A 17,827-nucleotide genomic window follows, 5' to 3' on the forward strand; every position below is an offset into this window, starting at 1 on the left:
CCATGACGACGCCTCAGATCAAGCCCGCCACCGGTGCCGCGTACACGCGCATCCAGGGCGTCGGCGGCTACCGCCCGTCGCGGGTCATCCCCAACGCCGAGGTGCTCAACTGGATCGACTCCTCGGACGAGTGGATCCGGACCCGCTCCGGCATCACCGAGCGGCGCTGGGCCACTGCCGAGGAGACGGTCGCCGAGATGTCCGTCCAGGCGGCGGGCAAGGCGATCGCCATGGCGGGCATCGCGCCGGAGCAGATCGGCGGCGTCATCGTGGCCACGGTCTCGCACCTGAAGCAGACCCCGGCCATCGCCACCGAGATCGCCCAGCGGCTCGGCTGCGGCACCGCCCCGGCCTTCGACATCTCCGCCGCCTGCGCGGGCTTCGGCTACGGCCTGACCCTGGCCGACGGCCTGATCCGCGGCGGCAACGCGGGGGCCGACGGGTACGTGGTCGTCATCGGCGTGGAGCGGCTCTCGGACCTGACGGACATTCACGACCGGTCCACCGCCTTCATCTTCGGCGACGGCGCAGGCGCCGTCGTCGTCGGCCCCTCCGACACGCCGGGCATCGGCAAGGTCGTCTGGGGCTCGGACGGCTCGCAGGCCGACGTCATCTCGCAGACGCAGGCCTGGGACACCGCCTTCGCCAAGCCCGACGCCGTCAACGGCGCGGGCGAGGAGACCAAGTGGCCGGCACTCCGGATGGAGGGCCAGACCGTCTTCCGCTGGGCCGTGTGGGACATGGCCCGCGCCGCCCAGCAGGCCCTGGACGCCGCCGGGATCACCGCCGACCAGCTCGGCGCGTTCATCCCGCACCAGGCCAACATGCGGATCATCGACGCGATGATCAAGGCCCTGAAGCTGCCCGACTCGGTGCCGGTCGCCCGCGACATCGCCGAGACGGGCAACACCTCCGCCGCCTCCATCCCGCTGGCCATGGAGCGCATGCTCCAGTCCGGCGAGGCGAAGAGCGGCGACCTCGCACTCATCATCGGCTTCGGGGCGGGTCTCGTGTACGCCGCGGCAGTCGTTACCCTCCCGTAGTAGCAACAACCCAACCCACTGAATGGAGTGCCGACATGGCCACCAAGGACGAGGTCCTCTCCGGTCTCGCTGAGATCGTCAACGAGATCGCCGGGATCCCGGCCGAGGACGTCGAGCTGGAGAAGTCCTTCACCGACGACCTGGACGTCGACTCGCTGTCCATGGTCGAGGTCGTCGTCGCCGCCGAGGAGCGCTTCGACGTCAAGATCCCGGACGACGAGGTCAAGAACCTGAAGACCGTCGGCGACGCCGTGGACTACATCCTCGCCCACAGCTGAGACTGACTCAGTTGCCGGGGGCGCCTGCCGAGTTGGGGGCGCCCCTTCCTCCCTTCCCGCACATTCACAGGAGTCCAAGCAGTGACCAGCGACAACCGCACCGTGGTCGTCACCGGGATCGGCGCGTTCACGCCGCTCGGCGGCGACGCCGCGTCCACCTGGGAGGGCCTGGTCGCGGGCCGCTCCGGCGTGCAGCTCCTCGAGGAAGAGTGGGCCGCCGACCTGCCCGTCCGCATCGCGGCCCGGACCGCCGTCGACCCCGGTGAGGTGCTGCCCCGCCCGGTCGCGCGCAAGCTGGACCGCTCCGCGCAGTTCGCCCTGATCGCGGCGAAGGAGGCGTGGGCCGACGCCGGCTTCACCGCCCCCGCCACCGAGGAGGGCTCCCCGGTCGTCCCCGAGCGCGTGGGCGCGGTCATCGCCTCCGGCATCGGCGGCGTGACCACCCTGCTCGACCAGTACGACGTGCTCCGGGAGAAGGGCGTCCGCCGCGTCTCCCCGCACACCGTGCCGATGCTGATGCCGAACAGCCCCGCGGCCAACGTGGGCCTGGAGTTCGGCGCGCGGGCCGGCGTGCACACCCCCGTGTCGGCCTGCGCCTCCGGCGCCGAGGCCATCGGCTACGCCATCGAGATGATCCGCACCGGCCGCGCCGACGTCGTCATCGCGGGCGGCACCGAGGCGGCGATCCACCCGCTGCCGATCGCGGCCTTCGCCAACATGATGGCGATGTCCAAGAACAACGAGCACCCGAAGGAAGCCTCCCGCCCCTACGACAAGGCCCGCGACGGCTTCGTCCTGGGCGAGGGCGCCGGCGTGGTGGTGCTCGAGTCCGCCGAGCACGCGGCCGCGCGCGGCGCGCGCGTGTACGCGGAGGCGGTCGGCCAGGGCCTGTCCTCGGACGCCCACCACATCGCCCAGCCCGAGCCCACGGGTGCGGGCGTGGCCCGCGCGATCGCGGCGCTGTTCGAGCAGACGGACCTGGACCCGGCCGAGGTCGTCCACGTCAACGCCCACGCCACCTCCACCCCGCAGGGCGACGTCGCCGAGATCAAGGCGCTGCGCCGGGTCCTGGGCGACCACCTGGACCACATCGCCATCAGCGCGACCAAGTCCATGACCGGCCACCTGCTGGGCGGCGCGGGCGGCATCGAGACGGTGGCCACCGTCCTCGCCCTGCAGCACCGGCTGGCGCCCCCCACGATCAACGTGGACGACCTGGACCCCGAGGTCGACGCCGACATCGTCACCGCCGAGCCCCGCAAGCTCCTGGCGGAGGGCCGGATCGCGGCCCTCAACAACAGCTTCGGCTTCGGCGGCCACAACGTCGTCCTGGCCTTCCGCACCCCGTAGGCCCCCGTTGGGGGCGCGGGGAACTGCGCGAGCAACACACCACCCGGGGAGGTCCGGCCCGTTCGATGGGGTCGGACCTCCCCGGGTGGTTTCCTGCTCGCGCTGTTCCCCGCGCCCCCAACCGTCCGCTACTGTTTGAGCAGTCGCTCAAAACCTGGGTGGGGGTGGGGAGATGGCGTCGGAGGAGACGCGGCGGGCGTTGATCGGCGGAGCGATAGCGGCCCTGCGGGAGGTGGGGCACGCCAAGGCCAGCGCACGCGAGATCGCGGGGCGGGCCGGCTGCAACCAGGCGCTGGTCTTCTACCATTTCGGTTCCGTCAACGGCCTGCTCATCGCCGCTCTCGACCACGTCGCCGAACAGCGGCGGGTGCGCTACCAGTCCCTCGTGGACGAGGCGAAGGGGCTGGGCGGGCTCGCCCAGGCCGCGCGGCAGGTCTTCGAGGAGGACCTGACGGCGGGTCACACAGCCGTCCTGCTGGAGCTGCTGGCCGCCGCGCAGACCGACGCGGAGCTGCGGCCGCAGGTCGCCGAACGACTGCGCCCCTGGCGCGAGTTCGCCTCCGACGCGGTGCGGGGCACGCTGCTCGGGCGGCTGCTGCCCGCAGACGAGCTCGCGCACGCCGTCGTCGCGATGTACCTGGGGCTGGAGCTGCTGGCCGCCGTGGATGGCGACCCGGCCCCCGCACGTGCGCTGTTCGACCGACTCGACAAGACGAGGGCCCCGTGGANGCTGGAGCTGCTGGCCGCCGTGGATGGCGACCCGGCCCCCGCACGTGCGCTGTTCGACCGACTCGACAAGACGAGGGCCCCGTGGAGGCGTCCGTGATGCGCAAACTGTCCTGGTTCCTGCCCTGGCTCGCCTGGTACGCCGTCGGGGCGGCCGCACTGCTCTCGCTGCTGGCGATCCTGAGCTTCGGGCTCTTCCTCGCCCCGGTCGTGCTCGTGGCCGCCGTGGTCCTGGCCCGGTCGCCCCGCGCCCGGCGCGGCTTTCCCGGCGCGGTGGCGGGGCTCGGGCTGCCGCTGCTGTGGGTCGCCGCGGCCAACGCCGGTGGTCCGGGGGAGGTCTGTACGACCACGGCCACCGGAGCCGTCTGCACCGAGGAGTGGTCGCCCTGGCCCTGGCTCGCCGTCGGGCTGCTGGTGACCGCGGGCGGGATCGCCCTGTCGGCGACGCGTGCGCGGAAAAGCTCAGGGGCGCGGGGGGATGTCCACGCCCCGCGCCCCTGAGGGTCCGTCACCTACCGGTTCAGCGGGAGAAGTCCACCCACTTGTAGGAGTTGAGCAGCGCCGCCGTCGGCGAGCCGACGCCCGTGGCGTTGTCGTAGCCCGGGGTGGCGTTCAGCGAGGTGTCCTGGCCGAAGGCCACCAGGCGGACGCGCAGGGTGCCGCCGATGACGCCGAAGTCGGCGACGTTGCTCAGCGGCGCCTCGTGGCGCTGGGCCTGACGGTCCACCACGTCGTGGAACAGCCCCAGCGTCGAGCGCAGGTAGATGTCCGGGTTGGCGAAGCCGATCGCGTGGCCCTGGGCCTGGATGGCGTCGGCCAGCACGCCCGCGAACTCCGGCGAGGAGACGCTGGTGCCGCCGTAGCCGCCCTCGCTGTAGACGCCGCCGTCGGTGAAGCCGACGTTGACCGAGGTGTAGAGGTCGCCGTTCATCGCGACGTCCGGGGTGACGCGCTGCGCGGTCTTGCTCTTGGCACCCGTCATCAGGGTGTGCGAGAGCGAGCCCGGAACGGTCCAGCTCTGGTACCACGGCTGGGCGAAGTCCTCGCTGGTGCCGCCGCCGCCGCCGAAGAAGAACGGGGCCGGGAACGGGGTCCAGGACTTGCCGTCGGCGGAGAGGCCGGAGCGCAGGTTGCCCATGTCGGTCTCGAAGCCGTACTTGCCGGCCTTGCTGGCCAGGCCGAGCGCGGTGCCGCCGACCGAGGTGACCCAGGGGTCGGAGTCGGGGAAGTCGGCCTGCGCCCGGGCGGTGTCCGTCTGGCAGTTGGCGCCGGTGGCGGCCGCCTCCGGGGACTCGTCGCCGCAGTCGCCCGCGGAGAAGTTGAAGCCGATGCCCTCGGCCGCGCCCTGCTTGAACACCTGCTCGTACGCGGCGATCTGGGTCGGGTCCATGTCGCCGGCGTCCGTGGTGTGCATGATCTCGCCCCAGGAGTTGGTGACGACATCGGCCAGGTGCTTGTCGACGATCATCTGCAGCGAGCCGAGCAGGTCGGCGTCGTAGCAGGAGTTGGCGCCGACGTAGACGACCTTGGCGTCGGGCGCGAGCCCGTGCACCATCTCGACGTCGAGGGCCTCCTCGCCGGCCCAGCCGGCGGGGCCGCCGCACTCGGCGGTGTGGGTCCACTGGTCCGGGGTGACGTACTCGGTGTACTGGCCGGGCGCGAACGCCTTGTCACCGTGGGCGGTGGCGAAGGTGTTGGCGTCCTGCTCCATGGTGGACAGGCCGTAGGCGTCCACGATGGCGACCGTCGCGCCCTTGCCGGTGAGGCCGGAGGCGGTGACGCCGTAGGCCTTGCGCAGCTGCGAGGGCACGAAGGAGCACTGGTCGAACGGCACCGGGTCGCTGGTGTATCCGGCCGGAGCGCCGGTCGCCGTCTTCTCGCCCCAGTAGTCGGAGCAGGTGGCGGTGGTGGGCAGGCCGTCGGCCGGCTTGACGCCCGCGCCGACGGTGTTGCGCACGCGCACCGACTGCGGCTTGGCCTTGCCAGTCGCCGTGGCGGAGCTGAGGCCGGTGACGCCGAGGACGGCGTTGGAGACGGAGGCAGGGACCACCACGTTGGTGGCCGGGGCGTGCTGCGTCTTGCCGTCGACGGTGTACTCGTGCACGGTCGTGCCGAAGGCGCGCTGCAGCGCGGCGTTGTCGCCCTTGACGGTGACCCCGTGGGCGGTGCTGCCGACGATGGTCAGGCCGGCGCCGGTCAGCCACTGCTTGACGGCGTCCTGCTGGGCCTGGGTGGCGCCGAAGCGCGCGGAGAACTGAGCCGGCGTCAGGAACTTGCCGTAGCCCGCGGAGTTCGGGTCGGAGACGGACTTGGCGTAGGCGTCGAGGCCGGCCGGGTCCTGACCCTGGTAGTAGACGGTGGCGGTGTACTCGGCAGCAGCCGAGGCGGCGCCCTGGTCCGCGGCGGCCGTGGCCCAGGCCGGGTGGCTGCCGGAGACGGCCTTGGCGGCCGGGGCCGGCGCGGCGGCGTTCGAGGGCGAGGCCAGCACGAGCGAACCGGAAGCGAGGGCCAGCGCGGCGGCGGCGACGGTCGCTATCCGGGCCCGCTGGACACGGGTGTGCTTCATGTCGTTGATGACGACTCCAAGGTGACGGTCCGTCAGAAGCGGGGGAGCACCGGTGCGCTTGAGGAACACGCGTTCTGCAAGACCCCCCGAGGCTGTTGTGTACACGGTGCGGGAAACAGCACGCAAGGGGTTGGAGTCGAGGAATTGACAACTGCCACCACTGGCAGTGGATGCAACATGGAATTAACGACGAACGGCGGGGTGAAGACGGCCGGTCGGCGGTGGACACACCCTCGGCAGGGATGCCCACCGCCGCACTGGGCTACGCCCGCCTCTTACCCGATTCACACCACCTGGTGCAGCCAGCGCACCGGGGCGCCGTCCCCGGCGTGGCGGAAGGGCTCCAGCTCGTCGTCCCAGGGCTTGCCCAGCAGCCGGGCGATCTCGCCCTCCAGGTCCACCCGGCCGCTGCGGGCGCGCAGCACCGCGGAGCGCAGCCGGTCCTCCGGGATCAGGATGTCCCCGTTCACCCCGGTCACCGCATGGAAGATGCCCAACTCCGGTGTTCCGCTGAAGCGTTCGCCCTCGATGCCGGGGGCCGGATCGGCGGCCACCTCGAACCGCAGCAGGTGCCAGCCGCGCAGCGCGGAGGCCAGCCGGGCGGCCGTGCCCGGCTCCGCCGTCCAGCACAGTTCGGCCCGCCACGCCCCGGGCGCGGCCGGCTGGCGGGTCCACTCCAGGCTCACCCGCGTGCCGAGCACCGCGGCCACGGCCCACTCGACGTGCGGGCACAGGGCACGCGGGGCGGAGTGCACGTACAGAACTCCACGAGTCGTCGTCACCGGACCTCCATTGCTGCTGCGAGGGTCGCCTTCCCCAGCGGCCTCGCCGAACGCAGTGTCAGTCCTGGTCCCACGGTGTCCCCGCGAGTTCCCCGTTCCACCACGAGGCCACCGTACCGCCCGGCAGGGCCCCGTGGGCGATCGTCCGGAGGAACCACCCGGACGGAGCGAGGAACCCGCCCGTACGGCCGAGAGCCCGCCTGGCAGATGGTCAGATCATCTGCCGGGCGGGCCCGTTCGGGGGGCTGGTCAGCCCAGGGTGAGCACCGTCATCGAGTACGCCGGGAAGGTCCTGGTGAACTCGCTGCCCAGACCGGTGACCGGGGTGGTCACCGGCACGATGTTGTCGGGTTGGGTGATGCTGTTGGTGTCCGTCGGCCGGGCCGAACTCACCACCGTGGCAGTGCCGGTGGCCGGGATGGCGCCGGCTCCGGTGAGGGAGACCTTGACCGGCTGGGCCGTGCCGTTCGGGTTGACCACGACGACGTAGATCTTCCCGGTCGTCGAGTCCCTGGTCACCACGGTGTTGAGGCCGCCGATACCGGCGTAGTCGGCGTTCAGCACCTGGTCGCCGTGGTTCTTCGCGAGCACCGACTGGACCCAGTAGCTGGGCGAGCCGTAGCTGGTGAGCGCGTCGAACCCGATCAGGTTGGTGTTCCACTGCACGCTGTTGACGTTGGCCAGCAGCGGCGCGTAGGCCTCCTGCGTGACCAGGTCGGAGTTGCGCATCAGGCCGGTGAGCCAGGAGGCGTCGCCCAGCGCGGCGTTGAGGTCCGGCGTCGGCTTGCCCTCCTGCGCGGCCCACTCGCCCACCATGATCTTCGTGCCGGTGGACCGGCTGTACGAGTCGAAGAGGTCGGCGTGCGCGTCCATCCAGGCCGGGGACTCGTAGTAGTGCAGGTCCAGCACGTCGGGGGTACGGGACTTGACCTCGGTGGTGGCCACCAGCTTGATGCTCGGGTACTTCGCCCGGATCGCGTCGTAGAACTGCGCGAAGCGGCCGTTGTCACCGTCGTAGCTGCCGGACTTGTCGAACCAGTCCTCGTTGCCGATCTCCACGTAGGAGATCTTGAACGGGGCCGGGTGGCCGTCCTCGGCGCGCTTCCTGCCCCACACCGTGTCCGTGGAGCCGGTGGCGTACTGGATCTCGTCCAGGGCGTCCTGGACGTACGGGCCGAGCTGGTCGACCGGCACGTGGGTGCCGTTCAGGTTGTAGCCGGCGTAGACCGCCAGCAGCGGCTCGGCGCCGACGGACTCCGCCCACTCCAGGTACTCCAGCAGGCCCATGCCGTCGGTGGACCAGTAGCCCCACGCGTCGTCCTGGTGGCCGGGCCGGGTCCAGACCGGGCCGATGGTGGACTTCCAGTCGAAGCGGGTGGCCAGGGTGTTGCCCTCGAGGTAGTTGCCGCCCGGCTCGCGGATGAACGAGGGCTTCAGACCCGCGATCTTCGCCATCAGGTCGGTCCGCAGACCGTTCCTGACGTTCTTGTAGGTGGGCGGGAAGAGAGAGACGTTGCTCAGCCAGACGCTGCGGGCGGCCTTGCCGCCGCGCACGGTCAGCACGAACCTGGCGTCCGAGGTGGCCGGGGCGTCCTGATCGGCCGTCAGCTTCACCTTGAACTGGTGCCAGGAGGTGCCGACACCGTCGTCGACCCGGCCGTGCGCGTAGACCGTGCCGTCGCCGCCGACGACCGAGACGTCCACCGGACCGTCGTAGGCGCTGTCGGACTTGGCGAAGAAGGACGCCTGGTACTGGCGGCCCGGCACCACCGGGATGCCCCAGAAGCCGCCGTTGGCGACGCCCGCCGCCTTCGCGCCGGCCGGAACGGTGACCAGCAGCGAGCGGGTCAGCGCCGTGTTGAGCCCGTTCGAGCCGTCCAGCGCGATGTCGGCGCCGCCGACCGCGGACCAGCCGGTCGGGCTGGTGGCGCTCGCCATCAGCGAGCGGTTCTGCAGCAGTTCGGCGTAGAGACCGCCCTCACCCGAGTGGTTGATGTCCTCGGTCATCACGCCGAAGAAGGTGGACGGCAACGCGTGCGCCGCCGTGCCCGCGTCGATGCTCAGCGTGCCGCCGGAGGTGCCGACGACGCTCTGCACCTCGTCCGCGGAGAGCGCGTGGTCGAACAGCTGCACCTCGTCCACGGCGCCGTTGGCGAAGTCCACGGGGTTGCCGCCGTAGAGGCCGCGGCCGATCGCCGTCCTGCCGCCCGCGTTCCAGCCGCCGCTGTACCCGGCGCTGCCCGCCTGGACGCCGTTGACGTACAGGTACAGCTTGCCGTTGGTGACGTCGTCCACGCCGACCAGGTGGTACCAGGTGCCGGCGGCCGGCGCGCCCGAGGCGTCCGCGTGCGTGGCCGCGGCCGAGGTGGAGTCGGAGGCGAGCCGGGTGAAGGCGAACCTGCCGGTGTCGGCCCGCAGTCCGAGGTAGTACCCGGAGACGTTGGAGCCGTCCACGCTGACGAAGGTCTGGTAGCCGGACGTGGAGTTGAGCTTGACCCAGGCCGCGACGGAGAAGTTGTGGGCGGTGTCCACGATCCCGCTGTCCGCGGTGGCGTTGCCGTCGGCGGTGCCGTCCAGGGTCAGCGCGTGCGCCCCGATCCGGCCCGGCGTGGCCCAGCCGGTTCCGGAGCCCAGGGTGGCGGTGTGCGCCCCGGCGGAGTCGGCGGCGGTGGTGCCGCTGCCCTCGTCGAAGCCCCAGTGCGCGGAGGTGTTCAGCGCGCCGACCTGATCACCCGTCAGCGCCGCCTGGTAGAACTGCACGTCGTCGACGGAGCCGTTGACGAAGTCCACCTTGCTGCCGCCGAACAGCCCGCGCCCGATGGCGGTGTGCCCGGTCGCCTGCCAGCCGCCGCTGTAGGCGGTGGACTCCTGCTTCACGCCGTTGACGTAGAGGGTGACCGTGCTGTTCGCGGTGTCGTAGACACCCACCAGGTGGTACCAGGTCCCGGTGGCCGGCGCGAAGCCCGCGTTGGCGATGGCCGAGGTGCCCGAGGTGGAGTCGCTGCCGAGCCGCGTGAACGCGAACTCGCCGGTGTCACCGCGCTGTTGCAGGTAGAAGCCGGAGACCTGGGAGCCGTCGATCGAGACGAAGGTCTGGTAGCCCGAGGTGCTGTTGAGCTTGGCCCAGGCGGAGACGGTGAAGCTCTTGGTGGTGTCGACGACCGGGGTGGGGATGTCGACGTTGCCGTTCACGGTCCCGTTGAGGGAGAGCGAGCCCGCGCCCACGTTCCCGGCGGCCCAACTGGCCCCGCTGCCCACGGTGCCGTCATGCCCGTTCCCCGACGAGTCCTTGGCGGTGGTCCCGGAGCCCTCGTCGAGCGTGTAGTGCGCCGCCACGGCGGGCGCGGTCGTGTCGGCGTTCGCCGCGCCGGTGACCGCCGTCACCCCGCCCACGAGCAGCGCTCCCGCGGCCAGGATTCCCAGTCCGCGCCTCTTCGTGAATGATCTGAACATGCCACCTTCCCTGACAAGATGAACCATGCAGACGTGCAGGGGCGCGGGGACTGCGCGGTCGACCCACTACGTCCGTAGCGGGACGGGCGCGCAGTTCCCGCGCCCCTGGTGGTACCGGCCGATCAGCGCCGTTTGTCGACGCTGCGTGCGCGGAGGCGGTCGGCGAGGATGGCGATGCCGAGGACGCAGCCGAGCACGATGTTCGTGTAGTTCGCGTTGATCTGAAGGGTCGTCAGGCCGTTGTTGATCAGCTCCAGCAGCACCGTGCCCGCCACGATGCCGAGGATCCGGCCCTGACCTCCGGTCAGGCTGACGCCGCCGATGACCGCCGCGGCGATGGCCGACAGCTCCCAGCCGACGCCGACGCCGCTGGCGGACCCGACCCCCATGCGGCCGAGCACCAGCATCGAGGCGAAGCCCGACAGCAGCGAGCTGGTCACGTACATCGAGATGACCCGCCGCTCGCCCCGGATACCGGCCAGCCGGGCCGCCTCCGGGTTGCCGCCGACCGCGTACACCTGGCGCCCCGCGTAGGTCCGCTCCAGGAAGAACCAGGCCGCGGCCGCGACGATCGCGAACAGCACCAGCGGGACCGGGATCTGGGCCAGGTACGTCTGTCCGACGTTGCCGAAGAACCCGGAGATGCCCACGATCGAGGTGCCCGACGTGATGGCCAGCGTCACGCCCTGGGCGACCGTGTAGGTCACCAGCGTCACCACGAAGGGCGGCATCTTCAGCCGTGTCACCGCGATGCCGTGCCAGAAGCCGACCAGGCCGGTGATGGCGAGGGTGGCCAGCACCGCCACGCCCGCCGGGAGCCCGGCGCGGACGTTGAACCAGGACATCAGGATCACCGACGTCCCCAGCAGCGCGCCCACCGACAGGTCGATGCCGCCGGTCAGGATGACCAGGGACTCGCCTATCGCGATCAGCCCGTACTGGGCCAGGTCGAAGCCCATGCCCTGCAGGTTGACCGCGCTGGCGAAGGTGTCGCGCGCCAGTGCCAGACCGATGAACACGGCCGCGCAGGCCGCCACCACGCCCACCTCGGGCGTCTCCACCAGCCTCCGCAGCAGCGGAGTTGCCGTGCCCGGCTCCCGCTTCGCGGGGGCCGGCGCCGTCTCCGTGCTCATGATGCCTGTGCCTCCATTGCCTGCGTGCCCGCCGCGGCGGTCATGATCAGTTCCTTGCTGAAGCGCTCGCGCGGCAGGTCCGCCACGATCCGGCCGTGGGCCATGACCACGATCCGGTGGCAGATCCACAGCAGTTCCTCCAGCTCCGAGGACGCGGCCAGCACCGCCAGCCCGTCCTGTGCCGCCTTGTCGATCAGCTGGTAGATCTCGGCCTTGGCGCCCACGTCCACGCCGCGCGTCGGCTCGTCCAGCAGCAGCAGCTTCGGCTCGGCGGCCAGCCACCGCCCGAAGATCACCTTCTGCTGGTTGCCGCCGGACAGGTCCCCGATCGGCTGCTCCTGCGAGTGCATGCGCACCCCCAGGTCCTTGACGATCTCCCGGGACCGCTCCTTGTCCGCCCTCGGCGTCAGCACCCCGCGCCGGGAGATCCGGCGCAGCACGGCCAGCGTGGCGTTCCACCGCACCGGGTGCTGCAGCAGCAGCGACTGCTCCTTGCGGTCCTCGGGCACCAGCCCGACGCCCGCCTCGACCGCGTCGGCCGGGTGCCGCGGACGGAACTCCTGACCGTCCAGCAGAACCGTTCCGCCGGTGCGGGGTTGGGCCCCCATGATGCTGTGCAGCAGTCGCGAGCGGCCGGAGCCCATCAGCCCGGCCACGCCCACGATCTCGCCGGCGCGCAGCTCCAGGTCCACCGGGCCGAGACCGTCCGCCGTCAGTCCGGAGACCTCCAGCACGGTCCGCTGCCCGGCGGGCGGCGGGGCGATGTCCGCCCGGGCCAGCTCGCTGCCGACCATCTCGCGGATCATCCGCTCCTCGGTCGCCTCCTCGGGGGTGAGGTCGGCGACCAGCTTGCCGCTGCGCAGCACGACCACCCGGTCGGCGATGTCCTGCACCTCGTCCAGACGGTGGCCGATGAACAGCACCACTCCCCCGCCCGCCGCGTGGCGGCGGGCCAGGTCCAGCACCTTCGCGGCCTCGACCGGCCCGAGGGAGGAGGTGGGCTCGTCCAGGATCAGCACCGTGGGCCGGTGGCCCCAGGCCTTGGCGATCTCGATCATCTGCCGCAGCGGGACCGGCAGCCGCTCCACCGGCCGGTCGACGTCGACGCCCTCGACGCCGATGTCGGCCAGCAGTTCGCGGGCCTCGCGGCGGGTGCCCGCGCGGTCGAACAGGGTGCGGCGCAGGATCCCGCCGCCCTCGGCGGCGCGGGTGCGCCGGCCGAGGAGCAGGTTCTCCGCCACGCTGAGCCGGCCCACCAGCGGGAACTCCTGGGCGACCAGGCTGACTCCGAGGGCCTGGGCGTGGTCCGGGCGGCCGCTGTGCAACGGCTGCCCGCCGATCAGGATCTCGCCCGCGGTGGCGGCGACGGTGCCGGAGAGCACACCCATCAGGGTGGACTTTCCGGCGCCGTTCTCGCCGACGACACCGACGATCTGACCTCGCCTCAGTTCCAGCTCGGGGATGTCCAGGACCGTCACCGGTCCGTAGCTCTTGCGCACCCCGCGCAGAGCGACGGTGACATCGGCGCTCATCGGGTCACCCGATGCCGAGCTGGGTGAGCTTGGACTGGAAGTCGCTCAGGTTGCCCTGGGTGACCACGCCGACGCCGGAGCTGAGCGTGGTGCCGTCGGACTCCAGGAACGGCTTGACGATGTTCAGCGTCGCGTCCTTGCCCAGCACCTTGAGCGCGGCCAGCAGGTAGGCGCCGGTGTAGCCCTGCTGGTACGGCGACTGGACGACGGTGGCCTGGATGACGCCCTGCTGGATGAACTTGAGCGTCTGCGCGTCCGAGTCGTCGGAGACGACCTTGACCTTGCCCGCCTTGCCCGCCGCCTGCACCGCCTGCGCGGCCGACGGGCCGTCGTAGGAGTACACGCCGTACAGGCCGTTGACGTTGGGGTCGGTCTGGATGGCGGTCTGCGCGTTGGTGAGCGCCTTGGAGGCGTCCATGTTGTCCGCGAGCTTGTTGACCACCTTGATGTCGGTGCCCTTGAGCGCGTCCTCGAAGCCCTGGATGCGCTGAACCGCGTTGGACGCGGTGAGCGAGCCGACCAGGACGACGACCTCGCCCTTGCCGCCGAGCGCGGCCTTCATGGCCTCGCCCGCCTTCTGCCCGGCGGTGTAGTTCGGGGTGCCCAGGTAGAGGGCGGCGCCGTCCTCGGGGGGCAGCGGGGAGTCGATCGCCAGCACCGGGATGCCGGCCGAATTCGCGGACTGGATGGGCGACTTGATGGCGGTCGGGTCGATCGCGGAGACCGAGAAGGCGGAGATGTTCTGGCCGCGCAGCGTCTGGATGATGGACAGCTGCTGGTCCAGCCGGCCGTTGGCCGGGGCCTGGTAGGTGCCCTTGACGCCGAGGTCGGACAGGCCCTTGTTGAAGCCGACCTTGCCCGCGTTCCAGTAGTCCACGGCCACGTTGACGACCATGGCCAGGTCCAGCTTCGACAGGTCCTTGCCCTGCAGCGCGGCCTTGAGGGCGGCGTCCAGCTTGGCCAGGTTGTCGTCGTTGAACTTGATGTCGCCCTGGATCGCGGGGGCGGCCGAGGCGGCGGAGGCCCCGCCCGACGGGGCGGTGTCGGTGCTGCTGCTGCCGGCGCCCTGCTTCGAGCAGGCGGTGGCGGTCAGAGCGAGGGCGGTGACGGCGGCCAGGGCGGCGGCGCGGAGACCTCTGTTGCGGAGGGAGAGAGCCGAGCGCATGTGTGGGTCCTCTTCTTCATCGAAGAAACACTGAACGGGTGGGACACGTGCGGGCGGTGCTCACAGCGGACGAATCGCGATCCACGCTTTGTGATCGCTAACAATTCGCGCTGTACGAACTCGTCTTCAGTTGTGGGTGGTTCCGTCGGTACGTGCCGAACGGTCCGGTCCGTACCGCTTCAGCGGGAGCCGGAGCTGCTCTGCCGCAGCACCAGTTCCGGGGTGACCAGGACCCGCTGGCGGGCCTGGCGACGGCGGGCAGGAGTACTGTCCTGCTGCTCGAGCTGTTCGACCAGGAGTTCCAGGCCGCGGCGGCCGAGCTCGCCGAAGTCCTGCCGCACGGTGGTGAGCGGCGGGGTCAGGTAGGAGGACTCGGGGATGTCGTCGAAACCGACGACGCTGACCTCGGCGGGCACCTTGCGGCCCCGCTCGTGCAGAGCGCGCAGGACGCCGAGCGCCATGTGGTCGTTGGCGCAGAAGACGGCGGTGACCTCCGGATCCTCGGCCAGGCGCAGGCCGGCCTCGTACCCCGAGCGCGCGCTCCAGTCCCCCGCGAGGGGTTCCGGGGTCGGCCGCTCCAGGGCCTCCAGCGCGGACTCCCAGCCGTGCCGGCGGGCCTGGGCGTCCAGCCAGTTGGCCGGGCCGGCGACGTGGTGCACGGTGCGGTGCCCGAGGTCCAGCAGGTAGCGGACCGCGAGCCGGGCGCCCGCCTCGTTGTCGACGGCCACCCCGGGCACCCGGGACTGCGCCCCGGCGCCGACGGCCACCACCGGGACCACGCTGCTCAGATGGGCGAGCGCGCCGACGGCGCTGGTCTGCGGGGCGATGACCAGCACGCCCTCGACGGCCTGGTCCCGCAGCCGGTCCACCGCCTCCTGGACGGAACGGCCGTCCAGGGAACGGAGACTGACGATGGAGACGAAGTAGCCGGCGCTGCGCGCGGCCTGCTCGATCCCGTAGAGCATCGAGGCCGGGCCGTACAGGGTGGTGTCGAAGCTGACCACCCCGAGCGTCTGCGACCGCCGGGTGACCAGGGTGCGCGCCGCGGTGTTGGGGCGGTAGTCCAGCTCCCGGATGGCGTTGAGCACCCGCTCCCGGGTCTCCTCCTTGACGTGCGGGCTGTCGTTCAGCACGCGCGACACGGTCTGGTGGGACACCCCGGCCAGCCTGGCGACATCCGCCATCACCGGCTGCCGTCCCCCGACGGCGTTCCCTGCGGGCACCTGGGCCTCCTGCCTGTTCCAGTGGATCTGCTGACGACACGCTACGCCCTGCAACCGGCGCGCTGTTTCCGTCGCGTTTCCGGGGTACTGCATTGTTAGCGTTCACATGACGCCCCGTCAACGGGTCGGGAGGGTCACGTTTCTGTTGCGGTCGGCACCGCCTTGACCCCGTGCCGCCGGAGGTACTCCCCGACCAGCCACGGCGCCAAGTCCCTGAGCAGCACGGACACTTCGGCCCGATCCGGCACCGGATCCAGCCCGAGCGCCGCCGCACGCGCCATCAGGCGGGCCCGGTCGGAGTAGTAGTCGCCGAAGATCGCCGCCTGGGACAGCAGGTCGCTGGTCCACCGCCCGTGCCGGGGCAGCACCAGGGCCATCCCGGTCCGCGTCAACCGCCGTCCCACGTCCCGGGCCAGGGCCGTCGTCACCCCGGCCCGCAGGCGCTCCTCCCAGCGCGGTAGCACCAGGTGCAGGTCCCCGTTGGTCTCCCGGGCGAGCAGGGATGTGGGGCGGTAGCGCGGCAGTTCGGCGCCCAGGTCCGGCCCGAGCAGCGGGGTGCACAGGCAGGCCGTGAACCAGCCGAGGTCGTAGCGCTCCAGGTCGCTGAGGAGGGTGGCCACGCCGAACAGCAGCACGCCCGCTCCGTCGATCTGAGGATGCGCGGCGTCGAGGACGTCCTCGAGCTCCCGCGCCGCCTCCCGGTCGGCGGGCGTGGGTTCCTGACGGAGCGCCAGCATGAGATCGAGGTCGGACCGCCCGGGCCGAGTGGCACCGCGCGGGATGCTGCCGTAGACGTACGCACTGTGCAGCCGGCCGCCCGGGAAGCGCCGCGGGATCTCCTGGCGGGCTGCCGCCACGACCGGACGGAACTCGGGCTGCACCCGGTCCAGTGACCCTTCGCGCTCCAGATGCATGCGGGTCACCCTGCCAGGGCAGGCCGAGGGGGGCCACCGGATTCCGCCCCGGTGGCCCCCGGTCTCCGGCGCGGGCGCAAGCGGGTACAGCGCGCGGCCGGGGACAGCACCCGTGCAGGGGTGCGGCTAGAGGAGGCGGATGACGTTCCAGGAGAGCGGCGCCAGGGTGGCCCGCAGGACGCCGTCGGAGAGGGCCGTGCCGTCCTGGGGGCGGGGGACGACCCGGTCGGGGTCCGCGAGGGTGTTCCGGGCGTCGGGGTCGGCGTCCGTGAGGACGGTGTGCTCCTGGACCGCCGACAGCCCGCAGCCGCGCAGGGCGACCTCCAGGGGCAGCTCCGCGTCCTGGCTGCGGTTGACGGCGAAGACCGTCACCGCGCCCGTCTCCGGGTCGCGCACGGCCGTCGCGTGCAGCAGCGGGACCTCGCCGAACTTCTCCGTCCGGTACGTGGGGCTGTCCACCTCCACGCGCAGCACCTCGCCCCGCCCGTACCGGGACGCCGCCGCGAAGGGGAAGAACGTGGTCTGCCGCCAGGCCGGCCCGCCCGGCTCCGTCAGGATGGGCGCGATGACGTTGACCAGCTGCGCCAGGCAGGCCACCTTGACCCGGTCCGCGTGCCGCAGCAGCGCGATCAGCAGCGAGCCGAAGACCACCGCGTCGGTGACGCTGTAGTTGTCCTCCAGCAGCCGCGGCGCCTCGGGCCAGTCCAGGGGCTCGTCCGCCGTCTGCTGCTGGTGCCGGGTCAGGTACCAGACGTTCCACTCGTCGAAGGAGATGTGGATGCGCTTCTTCGACTTCAGCCGCGCGCCCACCGCGTCGCACGTGGCGACCACGTTCTCGATGAAGGACTCCATGTCCACCGCCGAGGCCAGGAAGGAGTCCCGGTCGCCGTCCAGCTCCTCGTAGTAGGCGTGCATGGAGATGAAGTCGACCTGGTCGTAGGTGTGTTCCAGCACCTCCGACTCCCAGGCCCCGAAGGTGGGCATGCCCTGGCCGGAGGAGCCGCAGGCGACCAGTTCCAGGTCCGGCTCGATCATCCGCATCGCGCGGGCCGTGGCGGCGGCGAGCTTGCCGTAGTCCGCGGCGCTCTTGTGGCCGATCTGCCACGGGCCGTCCATCTCGTTGCCCAGGCACCACATCCGGATCCCGAAGGGGTCCTTGTCCCCGTGCGCGATCCGGCGGTCCGACAGCTCGGTGCCGCCGGGGTGGTTGGCGTACTCCTGCAGCTCCAGCGCCTCGGCCACGCCGCGGGTGCCGAGGTTGACCGCCATCATCGGCTCGGCCTCGGGGCCCAGCTCCCGCAGGAAGCCGATGAACTCCGACAGTCCGAAGGCGTTGGTCTCGGTCGAGCGCCACGCGGGCTCCAGCCGGCGCGGGCGCTGCTCGACCGGGCCGACGCTGTCCTCCCACTTGTAGCCGGAGACGAAGTTGCCGCCCGGGTAGCGGATCGCGGTGACGCCGAGCTCGCGGATCAGCTCCAGCACGTCCGTGCGCAGGCCGGCCGCGTTCGCGCGGGGGTGGCCGGGCTCGTAGATGCCGGTGTAGACGCAGCGGCCCAGGTGCTCGACGAAGGAGCCGAACAGCCGCGGGTCCACGGTGGCGACCGTGAAGGCGGGGTCGAGGGTGAATCGGGCCGAGGGGTTCTCGGAGGAGGACACGGGGGG

The 17,827-nt window shown here is 71.7% G+C and carries 14 protein-coding genes; 5 read left to right on the top strand and 9 right to left on the bottom strand.

The features are described from left to right. The first annotated feature begins 2 nt into the window (after positions 1 to 2). The 5 genes from ACFP3V_RS03850 to ACFP3V_RS03870 all read left to right on the top strand — a co-directional run bounded on the left by ACFP3V_RS03850 (position 3) and on the right by ACFP3V_RS03870 (position 3,898). Positions 3 to 1,043: a beta-ketoacyl-ACP synthase III gene (locus ACFP3V_RS03850; protein ID WP_380579673.1), complete on the top strand. Its 1,041-nt coding sequence runs from the start codon at positions 3 to 5 to the stop codon at positions 1,041 to 1,043. Between the two features lie 35 nt (positions 1,044 to 1,078). After that, positions 1,079 to 1,321 carry an acyl carrier protein gene (locus ACFP3V_RS03855; RefSeq protein ID WP_380579674.1) on the top strand — a complete coding sequence of 81 codons (243 nt, stop codon included), beginning with the start codon at positions 1,079 to 1,081 and terminating at the stop codon, positions 1,319 to 1,321. Between the two features lie 81 nt (positions 1,322 to 1,402). Further along, positions 1,403 to 2,671, top strand: coding sequence for a beta-ketoacyl-ACP synthase II (fabF, locus tag ACFP3V_RS03860; RefSeq protein WP_380579676.1), 1,269 nt, complete (start codon positions 1,403 to 1,405; stop codon positions 2,669 to 2,671). 172 nt (positions 2,672 to 2,843) lie between these two features. Beyond that, positions 2,844 to 3,497 carry a TetR/AcrR family transcriptional regulator gene (locus ACFP3V_RS03865; protein ID WP_380579678.1) on the top strand — a complete coding sequence of 218 codons (654 nt, stop codon included), beginning with the start codon at positions 2,844 to 2,846 and terminating at the stop codon, positions 3,495 to 3,497. After that, positions 3,494 to 3,898: a hypothetical protein gene (locus tag ACFP3V_RS03870; RefSeq protein WP_380579680.1), complete on the top strand. Its 405-nt coding sequence runs from the start codon at positions 3,494 to 3,496 to the stop codon at positions 3,896 to 3,898. The genes ACFP3V_RS03865 and ACFP3V_RS03870 overlap by 4 nt, the downstream gene beginning before the upstream one ends. A 19-nt stretch (positions 3,899 to 3,917) precedes the next feature. Here the strand turns inward: ACFP3V_RS03870 and ACFP3V_RS03875 are convergent, their stop codons facing one another. The 9 genes from ACFP3V_RS03875 to arfA all read right to left on the bottom strand — a co-directional run bounded on the left by ACFP3V_RS03875 (position 3,918) and on the right by arfA (position 17,821). Next, positions 3,918 to 5,963 carry a S53 family peptidase gene (locus ACFP3V_RS03875; RefSeq protein ID WP_380579682.1) on the bottom strand — a complete coding sequence of 682 codons (2,046 nt, stop codon included), beginning with the start codon at positions 5,961 to 5,963 and terminating at the stop codon, positions 3,918 to 3,920. 284 nt (positions 5,964 to 6,247) lie between these two features. Next, positions 6,248 to 6,745 carry a DUF3145 domain-containing protein gene (locus tag ACFP3V_RS03880; RefSeq protein WP_380579684.1) on the bottom strand — a complete coding sequence of 166 codons (498 nt, stop codon included), beginning with the start codon at positions 6,743 to 6,745 and terminating at the stop codon, positions 6,248 to 6,250. A 249-nt stretch (positions 6,746 to 6,994) separates the two neighbouring features. After that, positions 6,995 to 10,198, bottom strand: a complete 3,204-nt coding sequence (locus tag ACFP3V_RS03885; RefSeq protein WP_380579686.1) for a LamG-like jellyroll fold domain-containing protein — start codon at positions 10,196 to 10,198, stop codon at positions 6,995 to 6,997. Between the two features lie 122 nt (positions 10,199 to 10,320). Next, positions 10,321 to 11,331, bottom strand: a complete 1,011-nt coding sequence (locus tag ACFP3V_RS03890) for an ABC transporter permease (protein WP_380579688.1) — start codon at positions 11,329 to 11,331, stop codon at positions 10,321 to 10,323. Beyond that, complete coding sequence (locus tag ACFP3V_RS03895; protein ID WP_380579690.1) at positions 11,328 to 12,863, bottom strand: sugar ABC transporter ATP-binding protein; 1,536 nt, start codon at positions 12,861 to 12,863, stop codon at positions 11,328 to 11,330. The genes ACFP3V_RS03890 and ACFP3V_RS03895 overlap by 4 nt, the downstream gene beginning before the upstream one ends. Before the next feature lie 4 nt (positions 12,864 to 12,867). Beyond that, positions 12,868 to 14,028, bottom strand: coding sequence for a substrate-binding domain-containing protein (locus tag ACFP3V_RS03900; RefSeq protein ID WP_380579692.1), 1,161 nt, complete (start codon positions 14,026 to 14,028; stop codon positions 12,868 to 12,870). A gap of 179 nt (positions 14,029 to 14,207) precedes the next feature. Then, complete coding sequence (locus tag ACFP3V_RS03905) at positions 14,208 to 15,251, bottom strand: LacI family DNA-binding transcriptional regulator (RefSeq protein ID WP_465270092.1); 1,044 nt, start codon at positions 15,249 to 15,251, stop codon at positions 14,208 to 14,210. Positions 15,252 to 15,385: 134 nt separating this feature from the next. After that, the gene (locus ACFP3V_RS03910; protein ID WP_380579729.1) at positions 15,386 to 16,165 is read right to left on the bottom strand and encodes a nucleotidyltransferase family protein; all 780 of its coding nucleotides are present in this window, start codon (positions 16,163 to 16,165) and stop codon (positions 15,386 to 15,388) included. A 126-nt stretch (positions 16,166 to 16,291) separates the two neighbouring features. Then, entirely contained in the window at positions 16,292 to 17,821 is a 1,530-nt protein-coding gene (arfA, locus tag ACFP3V_RS03915; protein ID WP_380579694.1) for an arabinosylfuranosidase ArfA, read from the bottom strand. Positions 17,822 to 17,827 lie beyond the last annotated feature (6 nt).

Source organism: Streptacidiphilus monticola (assembly GCF_042658505.1).
Taxonomy (GTDB): Bacteria; Actinomycetota; Actinomycetes; order Streptomycetales; family Streptomycetaceae; genus Streptacidiphilus; species Streptacidiphilus monticola.